Origin of the sequence: Streptomyces roseofulvus, from assembly GCF_039534915.1 — a bacterium.
In the GTDB taxonomy this organism is placed as follows: Bacteria; Actinomycetota; Actinomycetes; order Streptomycetales; family Streptomycetaceae; genus Streptomyces; species Streptomyces roseofulvus.
This window is the reverse complement of sequence record NZ_BAAAWE010000001.1, coordinates 5,075,928-5,097,185: the sequence shown is the minus strand read 5'-3', so window position 1 is coordinate 5,097,185 and position 21,258 is coordinate 5,075,928. Positions and strand designations below refer to the sequence as shown.

General features: G+C 73.0%; 23 protein-coding genes. 15 read left to right on the top strand and 8 right to left on the bottom strand.

Annotation, left to right across the window (positions count from 1 at the left end; all coding sequences use genetic code 11):
• Positions 1-99: 99 nt before the first annotated feature.
• Positions 100-1,608, bottom strand: a complete 1,509-nt coding sequence (locus ABFY03_RS23685) for a hypothetical protein (RefSeq protein ID WP_346170788.1) — start codon at positions 1,606-1,608, stop codon at positions 100-102.
• A 322-nt stretch (positions 1,609-1,930) separates the two neighbouring features.
• Here ABFY03_RS23685 and deoC point away from each other — a divergent pair, with 322 nt between their 5' ends.
• The 4 genes from deoC (at position 1,931) to ABFY03_RS23665 (ending at position 6,690) form a co-directional block, all read left to right on the top strand.
• Entirely contained in the window at positions 1,931-2,896 is a 966-nt protein-coding gene (deoC, locus tag ABFY03_RS23680; protein WP_319010061.1) for a deoxyribose-phosphate aldolase, read from the top strand.
• 5 nt (positions 2,897-2,901) lie between these two features.
• Entirely contained in the window at positions 2,902-4,338 is a 1,437-nt protein-coding gene (locus tag ABFY03_RS23675) for an aldehyde dehydrogenase family protein (protein ID WP_319010062.1), read from the top strand.
• A complete protein-coding gene (locus ABFY03_RS23670) occupies positions 4,331-5,221 on the top strand; it encodes an aldehyde dehydrogenase family protein (RefSeq protein WP_319010063.1) in 891 nt (296 codons plus the stop codon). The genes ABFY03_RS23675 and ABFY03_RS23670 overlap by 8 nt, the downstream gene beginning before the upstream one ends.
• Positions 5,222-5,310: 89 nt before the next feature.
• The gene (locus tag ABFY03_RS23665) at positions 5,311-6,690 is read left to right on the top strand and encodes a TerD family protein (RefSeq protein ID WP_346170787.1); all 1,380 of its coding nucleotides are present in this window, start codon (positions 5,311-5,313) and stop codon (positions 6,688-6,690) included.
• A 10-nt stretch (positions 6,691-6,700) separates the two neighbouring features.
• Here ABFY03_RS23665 and ABFY03_RS23660 read toward each other — a convergent pair whose 3' ends face one another.
• Entirely contained in the window at positions 6,701-7,105 is a 405-nt protein-coding gene (locus ABFY03_RS23660) for a hypothetical protein (RefSeq protein ID WP_319010065.1), read from the bottom strand.
• A 52-nt stretch (positions 7,106-7,157) separates the two neighbouring features.
• Here ABFY03_RS23660 and ABFY03_RS23655 point away from each other — a divergent pair, with 52 nt between their 5' ends.
• A complete protein-coding gene (locus ABFY03_RS23655) occupies positions 7,158-7,853 on the top strand; it encodes an ATP-binding protein (protein ID WP_319010066.1) in 696 nt (231 codons plus the stop codon).
• 135 nt (positions 7,854-7,988) lie between these two features.
• Here ABFY03_RS23655 and ABFY03_RS23650 read toward each other — a convergent pair whose 3' ends face one another.
• Positions 7,989-8,708 (bottom strand): SigE family RNA polymerase sigma factor, encoded by a 720-nt coding sequence (locus ABFY03_RS23650; RefSeq protein ID WP_030496877.1) that lies wholly within the window; start codon positions 8,706-8,708, stop codon positions 7,989-7,991.
• 172 nt (positions 8,709-8,880) lie between these two features.
• Between ABFY03_RS23650 and afsQ1 the strand changes: the two genes are divergently transcribed.
• The 5 genes from afsQ1 to ABFY03_RS23625 all read left to right on the top strand — a co-directional run bounded on the left by afsQ1 (position 8,881) and on the right by ABFY03_RS23625 (position 12,606).
• On the top strand, positions 8,881-9,558 hold the full coding sequence (gene afsQ1 / locus ABFY03_RS23645; protein ID WP_031009200.1) for a two-component system response regulator AfsQ1: 678 nt from the start codon (positions 8,881-8,883) through the stop codon (positions 9,556-9,558).
• Positions 9,555-11,105: an ATP-binding protein gene (locus tag ABFY03_RS23640; RefSeq protein ID WP_346170786.1), complete on the top strand. Its 1,551-nt coding sequence runs from the start codon at positions 9,555-9,557 to the stop codon at positions 11,103-11,105. The genes afsQ1 and ABFY03_RS23640 overlap by 4 nt, the downstream gene beginning before the upstream one ends.
• On the top strand, positions 11,102-11,704 hold the full coding sequence (locus tag ABFY03_RS23635) for a hypothetical protein (RefSeq protein ID WP_319010068.1): 603 nt from the start codon (positions 11,102-11,104) through the stop codon (positions 11,702-11,704). The genes ABFY03_RS23640 and ABFY03_RS23635 overlap by 4 nt, the downstream gene beginning before the upstream one ends.
• A 39-nt stretch (positions 11,705-11,743) precedes the next feature.
• Positions 11,744-12,310: a VanZ family protein gene (locus ABFY03_RS23630; protein ID WP_319010069.1), complete on the top strand. Its 567-nt coding sequence runs from the start codon at positions 11,744-11,746 to the stop codon at positions 12,308-12,310.
• 89 nt (positions 12,311-12,399) lie between these two features.
• Positions 12,400-12,606 carry a PspC domain-containing protein gene (locus ABFY03_RS23625; protein WP_319010070.1) on the top strand — a complete coding sequence of 69 codons (207 nt, stop codon included), beginning with the start codon at positions 12,400-12,402 and terminating at the stop codon, positions 12,604-12,606.
• 104 nt (positions 12,607-12,710) lie between these two features.
• On the opposite strand, the gene ABFY03_RS23620 is transcribed toward ABFY03_RS23625, so the two are convergent.
• Both ABFY03_RS23620 and ABFY03_RS23615 read right to left on the bottom strand, forming a co-directional pair.
• Positions 12,711-13,094 (bottom strand): hypothetical protein, encoded by a 384-nt coding sequence (locus tag ABFY03_RS23620; RefSeq protein WP_031009192.1) that lies wholly within the window; start codon positions 13,092-13,094, stop codon positions 12,711-12,713.
• Positions 13,095-13,276: 182 nt separating this feature from the next.
• On the bottom strand, positions 13,277-14,431 hold the full coding sequence (locus ABFY03_RS23615) for an adenosine deaminase (RefSeq protein ID WP_319010071.1): 1,155 nt from the start codon (positions 14,429-14,431) through the stop codon (positions 13,277-13,279).
• 103 nt (positions 14,432-14,534) lie between these two features.
• Between ABFY03_RS23615 and ABFY03_RS23610 the strand changes: the two genes are divergently transcribed.
• Both ABFY03_RS23610 and ABFY03_RS23605 read left to right on the top strand, forming a co-directional pair.
• Positions 14,535-15,308: a GNAT family N-acetyltransferase gene (locus ABFY03_RS23610; RefSeq protein ID WP_346170785.1), complete on the top strand. Its 774-nt coding sequence runs from the start codon at positions 14,535-14,537 to the stop codon at positions 15,306-15,308.
• Between the two features lie 88 nt (positions 15,309-15,396).
• The gene (locus tag ABFY03_RS23605) at positions 15,397-16,176 is read left to right on the top strand and encodes an alpha/beta hydrolase (RefSeq protein ID WP_319010073.1); all 780 of its coding nucleotides are present in this window, start codon (positions 15,397-15,399) and stop codon (positions 16,174-16,176) included.
• Here the strand turns inward: ABFY03_RS23605 and ABFY03_RS23600 are convergent, their stop codons facing one another.
• Positions 16,177-17,154, bottom strand: a complete 978-nt coding sequence (locus ABFY03_RS23600; protein WP_346170784.1) for a LysR family transcriptional regulator — start codon at positions 17,152-17,154, stop codon at positions 16,177-16,179.
• 63 nt (positions 17,155-17,217) lie between these two features.
• Between ABFY03_RS23600 and ABFY03_RS23595 the strand changes: the two genes are divergently transcribed.
• From ABFY03_RS23595 to ABFY03_RS23585, 3 genes are all read left to right on the top strand, one after another.
• Positions 17,218-18,477 carry an MFS transporter gene (locus ABFY03_RS23595; protein ID WP_346170783.1) on the top strand — a complete coding sequence of 420 codons (1,260 nt, stop codon included), beginning with the start codon at positions 17,218-17,220 and terminating at the stop codon, positions 18,475-18,477.
• A gap of 101 nt (positions 18,478-18,578) precedes the next feature.
• A complete protein-coding gene (locus ABFY03_RS23590) occupies positions 18,579-19,286 on the top strand; it encodes a L,D-transpeptidase family protein (protein ID WP_319010076.1) in 708 nt (235 codons plus the stop codon).
• 79 nt (positions 19,287-19,365) lie between these two features.
• Complete coding sequence (locus ABFY03_RS23585; RefSeq protein ID WP_319010077.1) at positions 19,366-20,337, top strand: sigma-70 family RNA polymerase sigma factor; 972 nt, start codon at positions 19,366-19,368, stop codon at positions 20,335-20,337.
• Here ABFY03_RS23585 and ABFY03_RS23580 read toward each other — a convergent pair.
• Entirely contained in the window at positions 20,334-20,600 is a 267-nt protein-coding gene (locus tag ABFY03_RS23580) for an STAS domain-containing protein (RefSeq protein WP_319010078.1), read from the bottom strand. The genes ABFY03_RS23585 and ABFY03_RS23580 overlap by 4 nt on opposite strands.
• Before the next feature lie 43 nt (positions 20,601-20,643).
• Positions 20,644-21,231: a Uma2 family endonuclease gene (locus ABFY03_RS23575; RefSeq protein ID WP_346170782.1), complete on the bottom strand. Its 588-nt coding sequence runs from the start codon at positions 21,229-21,231 to the stop codon at positions 20,644-20,646.
• Positions 21,232-21,258: the final 27 nt, after the last annotated feature.

Genomic DNA, 21,258 nt, shown 5'->3' with positions numbered 1-21,258 from the left:
GGCCGGCCGTCACGGGGTGGGTGACGGCCGGCCGGGGTGGGGTGGATCGCTCCGGGCTCGGGTCAGGGGGCGAGGAGCGGGACGCGCGGGGTGGACGGGTCAGCCCCGGGCCCCGGCGGCGCGGCGGCGGAGCACGGTGAAGCCGAGCCCGGCGGCGGCCAGCGCGGCGGCACCGGCACCGGCACCGACCGCGACCGGCGTGGCGGAGCTCTCGGCGGCGAGCTCGGCGCCGGCCGCGACCCCGCCCTTCGGGATGACGGAGGTCTGGCCGCCCTGCGGGGTGGCGCCCCGGCCCGGCGCGCCGGGGACGGCGTTCAGCTTGCAGCCCTTGGGGAGCTTCGGGAAGGCCTGGGTGCCGCCCTTCGCGCCGCCGCCCTGGGTCTTGGTGTAGAGGGACGGGGTGGCGCTGTACGGGTCGACGATGCGGGCGATGATGCCGGCGCTCTTCGGGAGCGCGGGGTGGGCGCGGTCGAGGACGGCGATGACCTTGTTGTCGCCGGCGGTGATGAGCTTCGCCTTCGGGCCCTTGGGGCTCATGATCAGCTTGGCGCCGGTGCCGGCGCCGATGTCGACGAAGCGGGTGATGGTGCACGCGCCGAGGGTGTCCGGGTCGGTGTCGACCGGGGCACTCTCGCCCTGGCCGTTGCTGCCCATGCCGTACGGCTGCGGGGCGGCCTGCTTGGCGGAGCCGGGGACGTAGGCGGCGAACTGGCCGTCCACCTCCAGGACGACGACCGCCGCGCCGAAGTGGAAGACCTTGCGGTCGCCGTGCGCGTAGACGTAGCCGTGGCCGAGGTCGGTGGCGGGGTCGATGAGCTGGAGGCCGTAGGCGCCGTCCTTCTTGCCGAGCTCGAGGACGGTGCCGTTCACGAGCCGGTAGATGCCGGGGCGGGACGGGGCGATGTTGCCGGCCCAGTTGTGGGTGGTGCCGTCCGGGTTGAGGACGAAGAACTCGCCGTTGTTCTGGCTGGCGACGGAGCGGGTGACGGCGCGGAGGACGCCGACCGGCGCGCCCTTGTAGAAGAGCTCGGCGCGGTAGTTCTGCTCCTTGACCTTGTAGATCTTGGCGACGGTGCCGGTCATCAGCGTCTCGGTGCGGACCAGCGTGCCCGTCGCGGTGCCGGGGCCCGTCTCGACCGCGGTCGCGGTCACCTTGCCCTCGAAGGTCAGGGTCACCTTGTACCCGGCGAAGACCTTGGTCTCCTCGGAGGCGTAGCCGCCGCCGGCCTTGAGCTCGCCGAGCTCCTTGCCGCCCTTGATGACGGTGGCGGTGTAGTAGCGGTGCTGCTGACCCCGGTGGTAGAGCTTCGCCGACAGCCCTCCGGCGAGCGGGACGGTGCGGACCGGGGCGACGGAGGGGGTGGCCGACGGAGCGGCGTCCGCCGTGGCGCCGGCCGCGTCGGTCAGGGCGACGGCCGGCTCGGTGGCGGCGGCGGTCGGCGCGGCAGCGGTCGGCGAGGCGGCGGTCACGGACGGCGCGGCGGTCGCCGTGGGCTTCGGCGCCGGGGCCGTACCGGCGGCGAAGGCACTGCCGGCCGCGAGGACCGGGGTGGCGGCGGCGCCGGCGACGAGCGCGGCGGCGAGGGCGGTGCGAAGGGCGGTGCGCATGACGACTCCCGAAGAGGTTCGGTGGCGGATGAAGACGAGTCGCACGCCGCTGATGTCTCCTCGGGGAGGGCCGGTGAGTTCTCGCTGGCTGCTGATAAAGAATCTAAAGATCTTGTATGGGGGATCCGTCCACTCCGTGTCACGGGCGTGTGACAGCCGCCATCGACGTCGACACCCCTTTCACGCCCCCCTGTTCACGCCCTTCACGCCCCCGGCGCGCCGCCTTGCCGGCCGGGCACCACGCCGTCCCGCGCCGCTGACCTCGGCCTCCTCGGACGCCCTCCCCTGTACAGGTCGCTACGCGCGTAGATATGCTCGACTGGTGACCATGCCCACCACTGCATCCGCAGCAGCAGCTTTCGCCGACGTGACCGCGTCCGAGAGCACGCTGCGCCGCTTCCTCCACGGGCTGCCCGGCGTCGACGCCGTGGGCCTGGAGGCGCGCGCCGCGTCCCTCGGCACCCGCTCGATCAAGACCACGTCCAAGGCGTACGCCATCGACCTGGCCATCTCCATGATCGACCTGACGACGCTCGAAGGCGCGGACACCCCGGGCAAGGTCCGGGCCCTCGCCGCCAAGGCCGTCCACCCCGACCCGACCGACCGCACGACCCCGACGACCGCCGCCGTCTGCGTCTACCCCGACATGGTGGCCACCGCCAAGGCCGCCCTCGCGGGCTCGGACGTCAAGGTCGCCTCGGTCGCCACCGCCTTCCCGGCGGGCCGTGCCGCCCTCCCCGTGAAGCTGGCCGACACCGCGGACGCGATCGCAGCGGGCGCGGACGAGATCGACATGGTCATCGACCGTGGCGCCTTCCTCGCCGGCCGCTACCTGGAGGTGTACGAGCAGATCGCCGCCGTCAAGGCGGAGTGCGGCGACCGGGCCCGCCTCAAGGTGATCTTCGAGACCGGCGAGCTGTCCACGTACGACAACATCCGCCGCGCCTCCTGGCTCGGCATGATGGCCGGCGCCGACTTCATCAAGACCTCGACCGGCAAGGTCGCGGTCAACGCCACCCCGGCGAACACCCTGCTCATGCTGGAGGCGGTGCGCGACTTCCGCGCCCAGACCGGTGTGCAGATCGGCGTGAAGCCGGCCGGCGGCATCCGCAACACCAAGGAAGCCATCAAGTTCCTGGTGCTGGTCAACGAGACCGCCGGCGCGGACTGGCTGGACAACCACTGGTTCCGCTTCGGCGCCTCCAGCCTGCTCAACGACCTGCTGATGCAGCGCCAGAAGATGGCGACCGGCCACTACTCCGGCCCCGATTACGTGACGGTGGACTGATCGACATGACCTCCCCCTTCGAGTACGCCCCCGCGCCCGAGTCGCGTGCGGTCGTCGACATCGCCCCGAGCTACGGCCTGTTCATCGACGGCGAGTTCACCGACGCGGCCGACGGCAAGGTCTTCAAGACCGTCTCCCCCTCCACCGAGGAGGTCCTCTCCGAGATCGCCCAGGCGGGCGAGGCGGACGTGGACCGCGCGGTGAAGGCCGCCCGCAGGGCCTTCGAGAAGTGGTCCGCGCTCCCCGGCTCCGAGCGCGCCAAGTACCTCTTCCGGATCGCCCGCATCATCCAGGAGCGCAGCCGCGAGCTCGCCGTCCTGGAGACCCTGGACAACGGCAAGCCGATCAAGGAGACCCGCGACGCGGACCTCCCCCTGGTCGCCGCGCACTTCTTCTACTACGCGGGCTGGGCCGACAAGCTCGACCACGCCGGCTTCGGCCCCGCGCCGAAGCCGCTGGGCGTGGCCGGCCAGGTCATCCCGTGGAACTTCCCGCTGCTGATGCTGGCATGGAAGATCGCCCCGGCGCTGGCGACCGGCAACACGGTCGTCCTGAAGCCGGCCGAGACGACCCCGCTCTCCGCCCTGTTCTTCGCGGACATCTGCCGCCAGGCCGGGCTGCCGAAGGGCGTCGTCAACATCCTCCCCGGGTACGGGGACACCGGCGCCGCCCTGGTCGCGCACCCGGACGTGAACAAGGTCGCCTTCACCGGCTCGACCGCCGTCGGCAAGCAGATCGCCCGCACGGTCGCCGGCACCGACAAGAAGCTCACCCTGGAGCTGGGCGGCAAGGGCGCCAACATCGTCTTCGACGACGCCCCGATCGACCAGGCCGTCGAGGGCATCGTCAACGGCATCTTCTTCAACCAGGGCCAGGTCTGCTGCGCGGGCTCCCGACTCCTGGTCCAGGAGTCGATCCAGGACGAGCTGCTCGACGCGCTCAAGCGCCGTCTGTCGACGCTCCGCCTCGGCGACCCGCTCGACAAGAACACCGACATCGGCGCCATCAACTCCGAGGAGCAGCTGACCCGCATCACCTCGCTGGTGGAGCAGGGCGAGGCGGAGGGCGCCGAGCGCTGGACCGCCGCCTGCGACCTCCCGGAGGCGGGCTACTGGTTCGCCCCGACACTCTTCACGAACGTCACCCAGGCGCACACCATCGCCCGCGACGAGGTCTTCGGCCCGGTCCTCTCCGTCCTCACCTTCCGCACCCCGGACGAGGCGGTCGCCAAGGCCAACAACAGCCAGTACGGCCTCTCCGCCGGCATCTGGACGGAGAAGGGCTCCCGCATCCTCGCGGTCGCGAACAAGCTCCGCGCCGGTGTCGTCTGGGCCAACACGTTCAACAAGTTCGACCCGACCTCGCCGTTCGGCGGCTACAAGGAGTCGGGCTTCGGCCGCGAGGGCGGCCGCCACGGTCTGGAGGCCTACCTCGATGTCTGAGCAGACCCGACTGAACGTCTTCAAGACCTACAAGCTGTACGTCGGGGGCAAGTTCCCCCGCTCCGAGAGCGGCCGGGTGTACGAGGTGAGCGACTCCAAGGGCAACTGGCTGGCGAACGCGCCCCTCTCCTCCCGCAAGGACGCCCGTGACGCCGTCGTCGCCGCGCGCAAGGCGCAGGGCGGCTGGGCGGGCGCGACCGCGTACCTGCGCGGCCAGATCCTCTACCGCGTCGCCGAGATGCTGGAGGGCCGCCGGGACCAGTTCGTCCGCGAGGTCGCGGACGCCGAGGGCCTGTCGAAGTCGAAGGCCGCGGCCCAGGTGGACGCGGCGATCGACCGCTGGGTCTGGTACGCGGGCTGGACCGACAAGATCGCCCAGGTCGTCGGCGGCGCCAACCCGGTCGCCGGCCCGTACTTCAACCTCTCCACCCCGGAGCCGACCGGTGTCGTCACCGTGATCGCCCCGCAGGAGTCGTCGTTCCTGGGCCTGGTCTCGGTGATCGCCCCGGTCATCGCGACCGGCAACACGGCGGTCGTCATCGCCTCCGAGAGGGCCCCGCTCCCGGCGCTCTCGCTGGGCGAGGTGCTGGCCACCTCCGACCTCCCCGGCGGCGTGGTCAACATCCTCTCCGGCAAGGCCTCCGAGATGGGCCCGCACCTGGCGGCCCACCTGGACGTCAACGCGATCGACCTGACGGGCGCGGACGCCGAGCTGGCCCGCGACCTGGAGATCGCGGCCGCGGAGAACCTGAAGCGCGTGCTGCGCCCCCGTACCGAGGACTTCACCGAGTCCCCCGGCACGGACCGCATGACGGCCTTCCTGGAGACGAAGACCGTCTGGCACCCCACGGGTTCGCTGGGCGCGAGCGGCTCCTCGTACTAGCCGCACACCGTCCGGTCCCGCTCCGTGAGGCCCCCGGGTTCCCGCCCGGGGGCCTTGCGCATCTGCGCGATCGATCGCAAGATCCGGTCATGCTGAGGGGATTGATCAAGGGGGACAACGCCTTCGTCCCGACGGCCGCGCTGCGCGTCGCCGTCCGGAGCGGAGTGGACGTCGCGGCGCTGCTCGTGACCGAACAGGGCAGGGTGCGAGGGGACGCCGACATCGTGTTCCACGGTGCCCCGGCCCACGTGTCGGGCGCGGTGCGGCTCTCCCCCGCCGCCGACGGCGACGCCGAGGGCACGGTCTGGCTGGACGCCGACCTGCCGGGCGTCGAGGAGCAGATCGCCCGCGTCCTCGTCGTCGCGTCGACGGAGGAGGGCGCGCTGCGGGACGCCCGCGGCCTGTCCGTGGAGGTCCTCGGGCCGGACGGCGCGACGGTCGTGGCGTACGAGGTCACCGACGCGGGCCCCGAGACGGCGATGGTCGTCGCGGAGCTGTACCGCCGCTCGGGCGGCTGGAAGTTCCGCGCGGTCGGCCAGGGGTACGTGGACGGGCTGACGGGCCTCGCGGTGGACCACGGCGTGGACCCCGACGGGGAGCCGCAGGAGGTCGCGGAGCAGCCCGCGCCCCAGGCCCCGCCCGCCGCCCCCGCCCCGCTCCGGCGCCCCACCCGGGACGAGCTCCTGGACATGACCGAGGAACAGATCCGGGCCCTGACCGAGGCGCATGCCCAGGCACGGGCCCAGGCGCCCCTGCCGGCGGCTCCCGCTCCCGAGCCGCGGCCCGACCCGTCGGCCTGGACGTGCGGGCCCGTCTTCAAGCCGCGCACCGCCAGCGGCCGGGACAACGACGTGATCACCGAGAACGGCCTCCCGCCCGGCCCCGTCATGATCGAACTGACCGTGACGGGCCCCGGCTACACGGGGCTGTGGCCGCTCGACGACTCCAACACCAAACGGTCGTCCATCGTCAGCAGCACGGAGACGGACTTCCGGGGCCGGGTCGTCACCTCCGTCCCCGAGCACGGGCGCCTGCGCCTGCGCCTGGAGGCGGACGGCCCCTGGAAGCTGCGGATCCTGCCCCTGGCGGAGGCCCTGCGCCTGTCGGAGAGCCGGCTGGAGAGCCGGGGCCCCGACGTCCTGCTGCACACCGGGGGGACGGCCGACGCCGTCTTCCGCTACAAGGGCAGCAGCAATTTCATCGTCTACCTCTACCGGCTGGCGGGTCACACCGACCCGACCAGGCTTCCGAAGTCCGGAGGGTCCGCCGTCAACGAGATCGGGGCGCGCAAGGAGACCCTGCCGCTGCCCGAGGGCCCCGTCCTCGTCTGTCTGACCTCGGCGGACGGCCCCTGGGACGTGCGCCTGAAGGACGTGGGCCTCCACAGCGGCGGCCAGGAGGCGGAGAACGCGGCGAAGCTGCCCGCGCCCCGGGGGGCGCGGGCCTGGCTGCGCCGGGTACGGGGCTGAGCCCGCCCGGCTACGGCAGCAGCTTCTGCGTCAGCGGGCCCGCGACCGGCAGGTCCGCGACGGCCCCGCCCTGGGTGAGGTGGTCGGTGACCAGGCCGGTGCCGACCGGCTTGAAGTCGGCGACCTGGGTGCCGACGCCGTTGGCGAGCGGGTCCACCCCGGTCTTCGCCAGCGGGTCGAGCTGCAGCCGGGTCAGCGGTCCGAGCCCGTGCGTGACGCCGGTCAGCGCGCCCGCGCCGGCCGCCCCGGCGTCCGTGCGGGTCAGCGAGTCCACCGGCAACGGCACGGCGGTGGACGGCGCGGCCTGGGCGGCGGCCGCCGCCCCGAACACGGCGGCGCCGGCCGCGGTGACGCCGAGACCTGCCTTGAACAGCAGACCGCGGCGAGGGTCCTTCGGCTCTGCGTGACGGGCCATGAGGGTCCTTCCAGGGGGTGAGCGGGCGGCCACCGACAGTAGTGGAGGTGTGATGCTCGATACCAACGGCCCTCCTCGGTGGTCCCCTGGACGGGGTAATGCCTCACACTGGTGTTCCGTGAGTTCCCAACCGATCCCGACCCGGGTCGTCCTGCTCGCGGGCCCCTCCGGCTCCGGCAAGTCGTCCCTCGCCGCCACCGCCGGTCTTCCGGTGCTGCGCCTCGACGACTTCTACAAGGAGGGCGACGACCCGTCGCTCCCGCTCGTCGACGGAAGCACCGACGTCGACTGGGACTCCCCACGTTCCTGGGACGCGGACGCCGCCGTCGCCGCGATCGTCGAACTGTGCCGTACGGGCCGCACCGACGTCCCCGTCTACTCCATCGCCACCAGCTCGCGCACCGGCACCGACCGCCTCGACATCGAGCGGACCCCGCTCTTCATCGCCGAGGGCATCTTCGCCGCCGAGATCGTGGAGCGCTGCCGCGAACTGGACGTGCTGGCCGACGCGCTCTGCCTGCGCGGCCGCCCGTCCACCACCTTCCGCCGCCGGCTCCTGCGCGACCTGCGGGAGGGCCGCAAGTCCGTCCCGGTGCTGATCCGCCGCGGCTGGCGGCTGATGCGCGCCGAGCGCGCCATCGTCGCCCGCCAGACCGCCCTCGGCGCCCACCCGTGCGCGAAGCCGGAGGCCCTGGGCCGGCTGGCCGCCGCGGCGGCGGGCCGCCACCGCACCCCCGCGAGCCGCTGACCCACCCGTGACGCGCCGAAGCGGGCCGTACGAGACCCCCCGGACTCGTACGACCCGCTTCGTTCTTTCCCCCGTGGCCCCAGATCCCCCCTGAGGCCGTCCCCCGTGGTGCTCCCCCGTGTTCCCCCGTGATCCTCAGGCGACGAGCTCGCCGAAGGACTCCTCCTCGTCACGGCCGAAGCTCAGCACCTCGTCCTCGCGCAGTCGCCGCAGCGAGCGCCAGATGCTCGACTTCACCGTGCCGACACTGATGTCCAGGATCTCCGCGATCTCCGGATCGGTCCGGCCCTCGTAATAGCGCAGCACCAGCATGGTCCGCTGGAGCTCGGGCAGGCGGGCCAGCGCCTGCCACAGCACCGCGCGCAGCTCGGTGCCGCGCATCGCGTCCGTCTCGCCGACCGTCTCCGGCAGCTCCTCGGTCGGGTACTCGCTGACCTTGCGCCGGCGCCAGGCGCTGATGTGCAGATTGGTCATCGTGCGGCGCAGGTAACCGCCGACGGCGGCCTTGTCGCTGATCCGGTCCCAGGCGCGGTACGTGGAGAACAGCGCGCTCTGGAGCAGGTCCTCGGCCTCGAAACGGTCACCGGTCAGGTGGTAGGCGGTGGCGTACAGGGAGGCCCGGCGCTCCTGGACGTAGGCCGTGAACTCGGCCTCCGAACAGGAACGCTCCCCCGTGGCCTCCCCGTACGCCGCTCCCCCGTCAGCGACGGCGACCATGTACGGCGCCTTGCGCTGACGCCCGACGGTGCGAACGCACCCCCGTCCGTTCACACCCCCGGACTTCTCGGTGCTCCGCACGACGTCGTGGAGACGTGTGACGACTGCGCTGGAGGTGGTGCTGTGCAGTGCGTTCATCTCGCGCCCCCTTGTCGGTCGGAGTCTGTGTCTCGGTCCGTGTGCCAAGAAGCTTGCCCGGCGGACATCATGGCGTTGTCCGCCGACTGTCACAGACGTGTCACAGGGCCCGGTTCGGAAGCGCGCCTCCGGGCGGTCGATCTCCGACGGCACATGAGCCAGAATGACCTCCGTGCCTTTTCTGTTGCTGATCGAGGACGACGACGCCATCCGCACGGCCCTCGAACTCTCCCTGTCCCGGCAGGGCCACCGGGTGGCCACCGCCGCGTCGGGCGAGGACGGCCTGCAGTTGCTCAAGGAGCAGCGGCCCGACCTGGTCGTGCTCGACGTCATGCTGCCCGGCATCGACGGTTTCGAGGTGTGCCGGCGGATCCGCCGCACCGACCAGCTGCCGATCATCCTGCTGACGGCCCGCAGCGACGACATCGACGTGGTGGTGGGCCTGGAGTCGGGCGCCGACGACTACGTGGTGAAGCCGGTGCAGGGACGGGTGCTCGACGCCCGGATCCGGGCCGTGCTGCGGCGCGGCGAGCGGGAGTCGACGGACTCGGCGACCTTCGGTTCGCTGGTCATCGACCGGGCGGCGATGACCGTGACGAAGAACGGCCTCGACCTCCAGCTGACCCCGACCGAGCTGCGGCTGCTGCTCGAACTGAGCCGGCGGCCCGGACAGGCGCTGTCCCGGCAGCAGTTGCTGCGGCTGGTGTGGGAGCACGACTACCTGGGCGACTCGCGTCTGGTGGACGCCTGTGTGCAGCGGCTGCGGGCGAAGGTGGAGGACGTGCCGTCCTCGCCGACCCTGATCCGCACGGTGCGGGGCGTCGGTTACCGGCTGGACGTCCCCGCGTGACGAAGGGGAACAAGGGCCTTCTCGCCCGGCTGCGGCTGTCCAGCCTGCGCCTGCGGCTGGTCGTGGTGTTCGCGCTGGTGGCGCTGACCGCGGCGGTGTCGGCGTCGGGGATCGCGTACTGGCTGAACCGCGAGGCGGTGCTCAAGCGGACCCAGGACAGCGCGCTGAACGACTTCCGGTCGGAGATGCAGAACCGGGTGGCGACGCTGCCGCTCCGGCCGACCCAGGACGACCTGCGGCGCGTCTCCGAGGAGATGACCGCGAACGGCGCGGGCTACCAGGTGCTGCTGCTCGGCGAGCGGGCCGCGGGGAAGCCGATCGTGGGCGCCTCGGACCCGGACGTGTTCACGCTGACCGACGTGCCGACGTCGCTGCGGGAGGCGGTGGACACCCGGCGTCCGGTGACGGACGCGAACCCGTACCCGTACCACCTGTTCTGGCAGCGGACCGAGCGGAACGGGACGCCGTACCTGGTCGGCGGGACGCGGATCGACGGCGGCGGGCCCGCCGGCTACATGTTCAAGTCGCTGGCGGCGGAGAAGGCGGACCTCAACTCGCTGGGCTGGTCGCTGGGGATCGCCACCGGGCTCGCGGTGATCGGGTCCGTGCTGCTCGCGCAGGTGGCGGCGACGACCGTGCTGCGGCCGGTGCGGCGGCTCGGCGAGGCGGCCCGACAGCTCGGCGAGGGCAAGCTGGACACCCGGCTGCGGGTCTCCGGCGCGGACGAACTCTCCGATCTGTCACGGACCTTCAACAGCGCGGCGGAGAACCTGCAGAAGAAGGTGGCGGACATGAGCGCCCGGGAGGAGTCCTCCCGGCGGTTCGTCGCCGACATGTCGCACGAGCTGCGGACGCCGCTGACCGCGCTGACCGCGGTGACCGAGGTCCTGGAGGACGAGCAGGACGCCCTGGACCCGATGATCGCTCCGGCGGTGGCGCTCGTGGTGAGCGAGACCCGGCGGCTCAACAACCTGGTGGAGAACCTGATGGAGGTGACCCGCTTCGACGCGGGCACCGCCCGGCTGGTCCTGGACGACGTGGACATCGCCGACCAGATCACCGCGTGCATCGACGCGCGGGCCTGGCTGGACGCGGTGGAGCTGGACGCGGAGCGCGGTGTGGTGTGCCGGCTCGACCCGCGCCGTCTCGACGTGATCCTGGCCAACCTGATCGGGAACGCGCTGAAGCACGGCGGTTCGCCGGTGCGGGTCTCGGTCCGCACCGAGGACGGGCCCGACGGGGAGGAGCTGGTCGTCGCGGTGCGGGACCACGGTCCCGGCATCCCCGAGGAGGTGCTGCCGCACGTCTTCGACCGCTTCTACAAGGCGAGCGCCCAGCGGCCCCGGTCGGACGGCTCCGGCCTCGGCCTGTCGATCGCCATGGAGAACGCGCTGATCCACGGCGGGACGATCGCCGCCGCCAACTCGACGGGCGAGGACGGTGCCGTGGACGGCGCCGTGTTCGTGCTGCGGCTGCCCCGGGACGCGTCGGCGGTCGCCCGCGCGCTGGGCACCGGTTCCCGGCAGGGCAAGGGGGAGGACGCGTGAGGCTGCGTACGGCGGCGATGGTGGCCCTCGCCCTGCTGGCCACGGGCTGCGGGATCCGGACGACGTCGGTGCCGGTGGACGCGGGCGCGGCCCCGTCGCGGGTGCCGTGCAACGTGCCGGAGGCGTCGTCGCCGGCCCAGGGGGTGCCGGTGCGGGCGTTCCTGGTGTGCGGGTCGCAGCTGGAGCCGGTGGACCGCAGGTCGCCGCAGCCGGAGGACAAGGCGAGCGGCGATCCGGTGCGGACCGCGTCGGCGCTGCTCGCGCAGCTCCTCGCGGAGCCGTCGGAGACGGAGCGGCAGGCCGGTTTCACCACGGCGGTACGGGCTCCGCTGTCGGTGGCGGGCGGCCGGGCCGGCGATCCGGAGGGCACGCTGCGGCTCAGCCGGCAGCCGGAGGACCTGGCGCCGGCGGCCCTGTCGCAGCTGGTGTGCACCTTCGCGGGGAGCTCGGCGGGCGCGGGCGGGCACACCGTGCTGCTGGCGGGCCCGGGGGCGTACCCGCCGAAGCGCTACCGCTGTACGACGGAGCTGCGGGAGCGCCCGGAGTCGGCGCCGCCGACGGCCCCGGCGCCGTCCGCGCCGGCGACCCCGGCGGGCTGAACCGGAACCGTTCCCGGCGCGGGCCGCGTCTTGGGGGGCGTGCAGCGTCAAGGTTCGGGCGGGAACGCCGCCGTGGTCGTCCGCGTGACCGGGTTCGTGCTCCTGGTCGCGCATCTGCTGCTCGTCGCCTGGGGCGGACTGCTCCCACGGGACGTGGCCTGGGTGACCGCCCCGAACACGGTGCCGCTGGCCGGGCTGCGGGCCGATCTGGCGCTGGGGCCCGGCGAGGCGGCCCGGCTGATCGCCGAGGGACTGCTGCTGCTCGCCCCGCTCGGGGTGCTGCTGCCGATGTGCGACGGGCGCCTGGACGTGTCCCGGTGGGGTTCGCTGACCCGGACGACGGCGGCGGGGGCGCTGGTGTCGCTGGCCCTGGAGCTGTTGCAGACGGCGGTGCCCGGGCAGGTCGTGGACGTGGACTCGGTGCTGCTGAACACCCTGGGGGTGGCGCTGGCGCACCTCCTGGTGGTGCCGGCCGCGCGGGCGCGGCTGCGCCGCCGCCGGTCCTCCTCCGCGGGCGGTAGCCGGAGCCGGGCCCGGGTCGTGATCGGGAACGAGGCGGATCAGGGTCGTACCCCGAGGATTCCCAGGGTTCCGATCGCCCGGTAGACCGACGTCGAAGGGGCGGCCGCCCCGGCACCATGGAGTCATCGGGAGCCCGACGGAAGTGGCCTCCCGAACCGACGAAGGAGCCCACCATGGCCGCACTTGTCCGCCCCCGTGAAGGCCGGATGATCGGCGGGGTGTGCGCGGCGCTCGCCCGGCGCTTCGGCACCTCCGCCCTGACGATGCGGGTGATCTTCCTGGCCTCGTGCCTGCTGCCCGGCCCGCAGTTCCTGCTCTACCTGGCGCTCTGGCTGCTGCTGCCGAGCGAGTCGCGGACGAAGGCGAGCGCGGCCTGGTGACCGGCGGAGGCGAGCGCGGCCCGGTGACGGGCGGGGCGTGAGCACGCCGAAGGGGCGCGGACCCGGGTGATCCGGGTGCGCGCCCCTTCGGCGTGTGGAGCGGGTCAGCCGATCGGCAGGCCGCCGGCGCCCAGCGGCAGGCCGCCGAGGAGGCCGGTGGCCGCGCCGAGCGGGGTGGCGCCGAGGGCGCCGGTGGCGGCGTCGGTCGGCAGGTTCTGGGTGGCCTGCCCGGCCGCCTCGGGGAGGGTCTTGACGCCCTGGTCGAGGCCCTGGCCGAGGGCGCCCTGGCCCGCGGCGAGGGACTCGCCGGCGCCGTCGGGGAGCGTGGTGAGACCGTCGCCGAGCGGGGCGAGCTGGGTCACGGAGCCCAGCGCGTCGACGCCGTCGAGCGCCGGGAGCGGGGCCGCGGAGGCCGTGCCGGCGGCGGCAGCGGCGAAAGCGGCGCCGAGAGCGGCGACACCGAGCTTCTTGGCGGCAGACTGCTTCATCTGAAAATCATCCTTGACTTGGGGAGCTGAGCTTCGGGCGTCAGGAAAGAAATCCGGAAGAGGGGAATCCGGACATGCAGGAGCTCCGCAAACTAACCGCCCCGCCCTCGCTCCGCAAACACCGGATGACCGCCGGGTGTCGCATTCCCCCGGCGGCCCCGGCGCCCTGACCGCCCTTTTCCTCAGTCGTCCCGGACGGAAGAAGCGCTGGTCGTGGCGGTCTGACGGAAAAGCCACTCGGACTTCAGTTCGGCATATCCGGGCTTGATCACGTCATTGATCATCGCAAGTCGTTCATCGAAAGGAATGAACGCTGATTTCATCGCATTGACCGTGAACCACTGGAGATCGTCGAGCGTGTAGTCGAAGGCGTCGACCAGGAGCTCGAATTCCCGGCTCATGCTGGTGCCGCTCATGAGCCGGTTGTCGGTGTTCACCGTGGCCCGGAAGTGGAGCCTGCGGAGCAGCCCGATGGGGTGCTCCGCGTACGAGGCGGCGGCGCCCGTCTGGAGGTTGGAGGTGGGACACATCTCCAGCGGGATCCGCTTGTCGCGGACGTAGGCCGCGAGCCGGCCGAGCCGCACCTCGCCGTCGTCGCCGACCTCGATGTCGTCGATGATCCGGACGCCGTGGCCGAGCCGGTCCGCGCCGCACCACTGGAGGGCCTGCCAGATGGAGGGCAGCCCGAACGCCTCGCCGGCGTGGATGGTGAAGTGGTTGTTCTCCCGCTTGAGGTACTCGAAGGCGTCGAGGTGACGGGTGGGCGGGTAGCCGGCCTCCGCGCCCGCGATGTCGAAGCCGACGACGCCGTCGTCCCGGTAGCGGTTGGCGAGCTCCGCGATCTCCAGGGCGCGGGCCGCGTGCCGCATGGCGGTGAGCAGGGCGCCGACCCGGATCCGGTGCCCGGCGGCGCGGGCCCGCCGCTCGCCCTCCCGGAAGCCCTCGTTGACCGCCTCGACCACCTGCTCCAGGGTGAGCCCGGCCTCCAGGTGCTGCTCGGGGGCGTACCGCACCTCGGCGTAGACGACGCCGTCCTCGGCGAGGTCCACGGCACACTCGGCGGCGACCCGGAAGAGCGCCTCGCGGGTCTGCATGACGGCACAGGTGTGCGCGAAGGTCTCCAGGTACCGCTCCAGCGAGCCGGAGTCGGCGGCCTCGCGGAACCAGATGCCGAGCTTGTCGGGTTCGGTCTCGGGCAGCTTCGAGTAACCCTGCTCGCGGGCGAGTTCGATGATCGTGCCGGGGCGCAGGCCGCCGTCGAGGTGGTCGTGGAGCAGCACCTTCGGGGCACGGCGGATCTGGTCCGCGGTGGGGTCGTGGGATGTCTGGCTCGTCATTGCCGCACTCTAGCCCCTACGCGCGTAGAACGCGCCTTGTCGGCACCGGGAGGGGCGGGATTTTCCGGTGCGGCGCGGGACGGCTGCCGCCTACGCTGGCCGTATGAGCACCGCCCCCGCCTCCACCGAACTCCGGCGCGTCCACGCCTTCGTGTCCGCCTTCACCCGCCGGCAGGCGGCCCGGACGGTCGACTTCCCCGGCGGCTTCGCGGCCCTCGACGACGCCTACGCGCTCTCGCGCGGTGACAACCACGTCCTGGTCGACGGCCCCACCGATCCCGACGCCCTGCCCGCCCGCACGGAGGAACTGCTGGCGCACCTCCCGCACCGGGCGGTGTACGTGCTCGACGAGGCCACCGCCGCGGCCTGCGCCGAGCCGCTGACCCGCGCCGGCTACGACTGCGCCAAGGTGCTCCTGATGTGCCACCGCGGCCCGGTCCCGGAGCTCGGCGGCGCACGGGAGGTGGACCTCCCGGCCCTGCGCGGGCCGCTCGCGGAGAGCTGGCGCCGGTTCCTGCCGGAGGCGGACGACGACGTGATCCGGGCCCTGGTCGAGCGGCGGGCGGCCCGCCGACGCGGCGCCGCCGACGTGCGCTTCCTCGCCTCCCACGACGAGTGGGGCGAGGTGGCCGCCTGGGCCGACCTGTATCTGGACCCCGCCTCCGGGACGGCTCAGATCGAGGACCTGGTGACGGCCGCCTCCCACCTGCGGCAGGGACACGCGGGGGTGGTCCTGGACACGGCGCTGCGCCGGGCGGCCGACGCCGGGTGCACGACGGTCTTCCTGTCGGCACTGGCCGACGACTGGCCGCGCCACTGGTACGAGCGGCGCGGCTTCGTCCCCGTCGGCGCCGTCCACTGCTTCGAACGGGCGTAGACGGTACGGGCGTTCGCTCACCGGACGATACGTAACAGAGACCGCGCGTACGACTGCCGTACACCTCGGCTTCTGAGACTGTTCTGTCATGGCGCAGTACGCACTCGTGGGGACTGCCGACGGCCGGAGACCCCGGCTCGGTCGGCCTGTCGGGGTTTCACGGTCCGTGGCGGCGGTGGGCGGCGTGGCGCTGCTCCTGCCGGACGGGGACCCGGTGTCGGGGCGCCGGGCCTCGGCCAGGGCGCACGCCGCCGCCCTGCCGATGGGGCGCGAACTCGCCCGCGCGGGGCGGTCGGAGGGGCTGGTCGCCCAGGTCGTGCGCTATCGGGGGCGCGGCTGGAACGGCACCGACGCCGAGCTCGCGGCCGACGCCTCCTGGGCGGTCGCCGAGGCGGTACGCCGCTACGGCGACGTCCCGGTCTGTCTGATCGGCCACGGCATGGGCGCCCGGGCGGCCCTGCGGGCGGCCGGGCATCCGGCGGTCGGCGCGGTCCTGGCGCTCGCGCCCTGGCTGCCCGAGGACGACATGGCCGCCGAACCCGAGCCGGTACGGCAGCTGGTGGGGCGGCGGGTGCTCATCGTGCACGGCACCAACGACGCCCGCACCGACCCCGAGCTGTCCTTCCGGTTCGCGGCCCGCGCCAAGAAGGCGAACCGGGAGACCTGCCGCTTCGAGGTGCACACGGACGGGCACGGACTGCGCCAGTACGCCGACGAGGTGCGGGCGCTCGCCGCCGACTTCGTGCTCGGCGCGCTCTTCGCCCGCCCGGTCACCCGCCCGCTGACCGACGCGATGGCGGCCCCGCCCCCGATCGGCCTGCGGATGCCGCTGGCGGCGGGGTTCGGAACCGGCGCGCGCCGGCGCTGACTACTCCTCCTGCGGGGGCCGCGACTCCTTCGGGAGGAGGTGGCCGCGGCGGCTCAGCAGGAACTTCTTGAAGGCGGCCACCGGGGGCGTGTCCGGATGGCCGTCCAGCCAGGCCACGCCGATCTCGCGGACCGCGCGCGGGGCCGTCACGGTCAGTTCGACCACTCCGGGGCGGGCCACCGCCGGCGGCGGCAGCAGCGCCACCCCGAGCCCGGCCGCGACCAGGCCGCGCAGGGTCTCGGCCTCCTCGCCCTCGAAGGCGACCCGGGGCGTGAAGCCGGCCTCCGCGCACAGGTCGTCGGTGATGCGGCGGAGCCCGTACCCCGGTTCGAGGGTCACGAAGGTCTCCTCGGCGGCCTCGGCGAGCCGGATCCGGCGGCGGCCGGCCAGCCGGTGGTCGTCGGGGACGACGAGCCGCAGCCGCTGCTCGTCGACGCGGCGGCCGACCAGGTCGGGGGCGTCCGGCACCGGTGAGGTCAGGCAGAGGTCCAGCTCGCCGGCGCGGAGCCGTTCGATCATCGCCTCGCCGTAGTTCTGGACGAGGGTGAAGCGGACCTTGGGGTGGTCGACCCGGAAGGCCCGGATCAGCGCGGGCACGGTCTCCGAGCCCATGGTGTGCAGGAAGCCGAAGGCGACCCGCCCGGCCGTGGGGTCGGCGTCGGCCCGTACCGTGTCGGCGGCCCGCTCGACCTCGGCGAGGGCCCGCTCGGCGGCGGTCAGGAAGCGGCGGCCCGCCGGGGTGAGCGCGACGGTCCGGCCGCGCCGGGCGAACAGGGCGACGCCGAGGTCCGCTTCGAGCCGGACCATCGCCCGGGAGAGCGTCGACTGCGGCACGCCCATCTCGGCCGCCGCCCTGGTCACGTGCTCGTGCCGGGCGACCGCGGCGAAGTACGCGAGCCGCGGGGCGAGCAGCAGCCCCATGTCTTCTTCGTTACTGTTCGGTGACAGCCGGGGCTGTGACCTGTACTCATGCGCCACGGGAACGATTACAGCAGATCCGTGCATTGGACGCATGAATCGTGGTCGGCCTACGTTCGTGGCATGCCTTCCGCCAGTACCAAGGCGGACGCCACACCCGCGTCCGCCGACACCCGCCTCGCCCCCGGCACCCCCGGCCACCGCCGGATGAGCCTCGCGCTCTTCGCCGCCGGACTGGCCGCCTTCGCCCTCCTCTACTCCACCCAGGCCCTCCTCCCGGTGATCTCCGCCGAGTTCGGCGCCACCGCCTCGGCCGCGTCCTGGACCGTCTCCGCCGCGACCGGCGCGCTCGCCCTGTGCGTGCTGCCGCTCAGCGCGCTGTCGGAGCGCTTCGGCCGCCGCACGATGATGACCGCCTCCCTCTCGGTCGCGGTGGGCGTGTCGCTCCTGGTGCCCTTCGCGCCGAGTCTGGAGGCGCTGATCGCGCTGCGGGCGGTGCAGGGCGCGGCCCTGGCCGGGCTGCCGGCCTCGGCGATGGCGTACCTGGCCGAGGAGGTGCGGCCCCGGGCGCTGATCGGCGCCATCGGCCTCTTCGTCGCGGGCAACTCGATCGGCGGCATGAGCGGCCGGATCGTCACCGGCTGGGTGGCGCAGCTGTGGGGCTGGCGGGCGGGGCTCGCCGCCGTCGGCCTGACGTCGCTGCTGTGCGCGCTCGCCTTCCGGGCGCTGCTGCCGAAGGCCCGTCACTTCACGCCCGCCACCCTGAACCCGAAGGCGCTGTCCGCCACCGTGCGGGGGCACCTGGCGGATCCGCTGCTGATGCGTCTGTACGGGATCGGCGCGCTGTTCATGACGGTCTTCGGCGCCGTGTACACGGTGATCGGCTACCGGCTGGCGGAGGCGCCCTTCTCGCTGCCGCAGGGCGTGATCGGCTCGATCTTCCTGGTCTACCTGGTCGGTACGGTCTCCTCGGCGGCGGCCGGGAGGCTGGTCGGCCGGCTGGGCCGGCGCGGGGCGCTCTACCTGGCGGTCTCCACCACCACCGCGGGCCTGCTGCTCTCGCTTTCCGAGGCCCTGGCGGCGGTGCTCGCGGGCCTGGTCCTGATCACGGCCGGCTTCTTCGCGGGCCACGCGGTGGCGTCCTCCTCCGTGAGCCGGACGGCGAAGACCGGGCGGGCGCAGGCGTCCGCGCTCTACCAGTCCGCGTACTACCTGGGATCCAGCGCGGGCGGCACGCTCGGCGCGATCGCCTTCCACGCGGGCGGCTGGGCCGGGACCGTCGGGATCGGTCTGGTGGCGGTGGTCGGCGTCGTCTCGATCACCCTGTACGGGTCGCACAGCGCGCGCGTCGAGGCACGGCGGATCCGTCCGGTGACGGCCTGAGCACGCCTGTGTGACCGTCCTGTCACGGATCCGGGTGCGGTGCAACCGGACCCCTCCCCCGCTCGTCCCAAAGAGCAGGACTCAAGGGGGAGTTGACGATCATGAACGGATTCAGGCGACGGGTGGGGAAGAGAGCCGGCATAGCCGCCGGCCTCACCTCGCTGCTCGTTCCCGCGGCCCTCGTGGTGGGCGCCGCGCCGGCCCAGGCCGCGTCGTGCAACGTGACGACGGGCCCATACCAGAAGCAGGTCGAGAAGTTCCTCGGCCGCACCGTCGACGGGCGCCAGTCGCTCGGCGACTGCCAGGCGATCCAGGCGTTCCAGCGCAAGCACGGCATCACGCCCACCATGGGCTACGCCGGCCCGGTCACCTGGCGCACGATGAACACGATGATCCAGCAGAAGGCGGCCGGGACCAACCCGAACAAGGCCGGCAAGTGTCCGACCAACAAGGGCCGGATCGCGTGCGTGGACCTCACCCGCCAGCTCAGCTGGATCCAGGACGGCTCGCGCCTCAAGTACGGCCCGGTACCGGTGCGCACCGGCAAGGACGGCACCGAGACCCGGACCGGCCTGAAGAAGATCTACTGGCGGAACATCAACCACTGGTCGACGCTCTACCACGTGTCGATGCCGTACGCGCAGTTCTTCGACGGCGGGCAGGCGTTCCACTCCACGACCAAGTCGATGTGGAACCCGCCGGGTTCGGGCGGCTGCGTCAACATGCGCTCGGCCGACGCCAAGGCGTACTGGAACCTGCTGCGCAACGGCGACGACGTCTACGTGTACGGACGCAAGCCGGGAACCTGACCCCGGCTGTCGGTGCGCTGCGGTAGCTTCGCTCTCACCGGCACCGAACGGGTGCCGGTGAGGGGTGAGTGGGGACACGATGGGCGAGACCGCCGTGGTGACGACCGATGAACTCGACAAGTACCGGCGTGAACTGACCGGCTACTGCTACCGGATGCTCGGTTCCTCCTTCGAGGCCGAGGACGCGGTGCAGGACACGATGGTGCGGGCCTGGAAGGCGCTCGACTCCTTCGAGGGCCGTTCGTCGCTGCGGTCCTGGCTCTACCGGATCGCCACCAACGTCTGCCTGGACGCGCTGAACGCGGGGAACAGGCGGGCGCGGCCCATGGACCTGTCCGGGCCGACGCCCGTCGCGCAGGCGCAGCTCGTGAAGCAGCCGGAGATCACCTGGCTGGAGCCGATCCCGGACGGGCGGGTGCTGCCCACCGCCGGCGACCCGGCGGAGGCGGCGTTGCACCGGGAGACCGTGCGGCTCGCCTTCGTCGCCGCGCTCCAGCACCTGGCGCCGAAGCAGCGCGCGGTGCTGATCCTGCGCGAGGTGCTGGCGTGGAAGGCCGCCGAGGTCGCCGAGCTGCTCGACACCTCGGTCGCCTCGGTGAACAGCGCGCTCCAGCGGGCCCGGGCGACCATCGCCGAGCAGGCGCCGGCCGAGTCCGACGCGGCGAACCCGCTGGACGAGGAGCAGCAGGCGCTGCTCGAGCGGTACGTGGCCGCGTTCGAGGGCTACGACATGCAGGCGCTGACCGCGCTCCTGCACGAGGACGCGACCATGTCCATGCCGCCGTTCGACCTCTGGCTCCAGGGCCACGACGACATCGTGGGCTGGATGCTGGGCGTCGGCGACGTCTGCCGCGGCTCGAAGCTGGTGCCGACGGTGGCCAACGGCTCGCCGGCCTTCGCGCACTACCACCCGGACCCGGAGGGCGGTTACAGCCCCTGGGCGCTGATCGTCCTGGAGCTGCGGGACGGCAAGGTCGCCGGGATGGACTTCTTCCTGGACACCCCGCGCTGGTTCCCGCTCTTCGACCTGCCGGAGCGGCTGGACGCCTAGAGCACCTGGTCGATGCCGGTGAGGCGGAGCAGGGCGGTGAGTTCGGGTCCTGCTCCGTCGAGGGTCAGCCGGTGGCCGTGGCGGCGGGCCGTGAGCGCGAGCCGGGCCAGGGCGTCGACGGCCGGGAGGCCGTACGCCTCCGGGTGGATCCGGCAGCGCACGTCGCCGGGGGGCGCCGCGGCGAGCGCGGCGCAGAGCCGGGCGACCTCCTCACGGGTCGGCCGAGCGGGCAGGGTCACGACGAGCGGCTGACTGGTGTCCACGAGGGGATGACCGGCCGGGGGGCCGGAACTCATCGCGGCGAGCTCACGCGGAGGGGAACTCCGCGGTGTCGAGGGTGAGGTCGAAGGGGGCGGGAAGAGGGATCTTCTCGCCGAACGGGGCAGCGCTCAGGACGCGGTAGACATCGCCCGTGGGCTGCCCGTAGAGGGTGACGGTGGGGCCGCCGGGCGCGTGGCGGTCGATGAGGAGGTAGAGCGGGACTCCGGCTTCCGCGTAGACAGCGGCCTTCGTGATCCGGTCGGTGCTCGCGTTCGACGGAGAGGTGACTTCGACGACGAGCTCGGCCGCCGTGGCGGGGATGAGGTGACCGGGTCCGTCCAGTTCGGCCAACGGAGCCACGAGGAGATCAGGAATGAAGGCGCTCATGCGGCTCGGGATCGAGACGGACTGCGTCTGGTAGACGCCCCAGTCCTCCGGGATGACGGCGGCGAGCCGTCGCAGAACCCGGTAGGCGATGCTGTTGTGCCGGGCGGATGGCGTGGGTGCCACGGTGATGATCCCCTCGATGATCTCCACCTTGCAGCCCTCGGGCCGGTCCATCGACTCCCAGCGACGGACCAGGTCCTCCCAGCCGTTGCCCGCGTCGTGGGACTCGGCGGCGAGTGCGCTCATGGGGTGCTCCTCATTCGGTCGTCACCG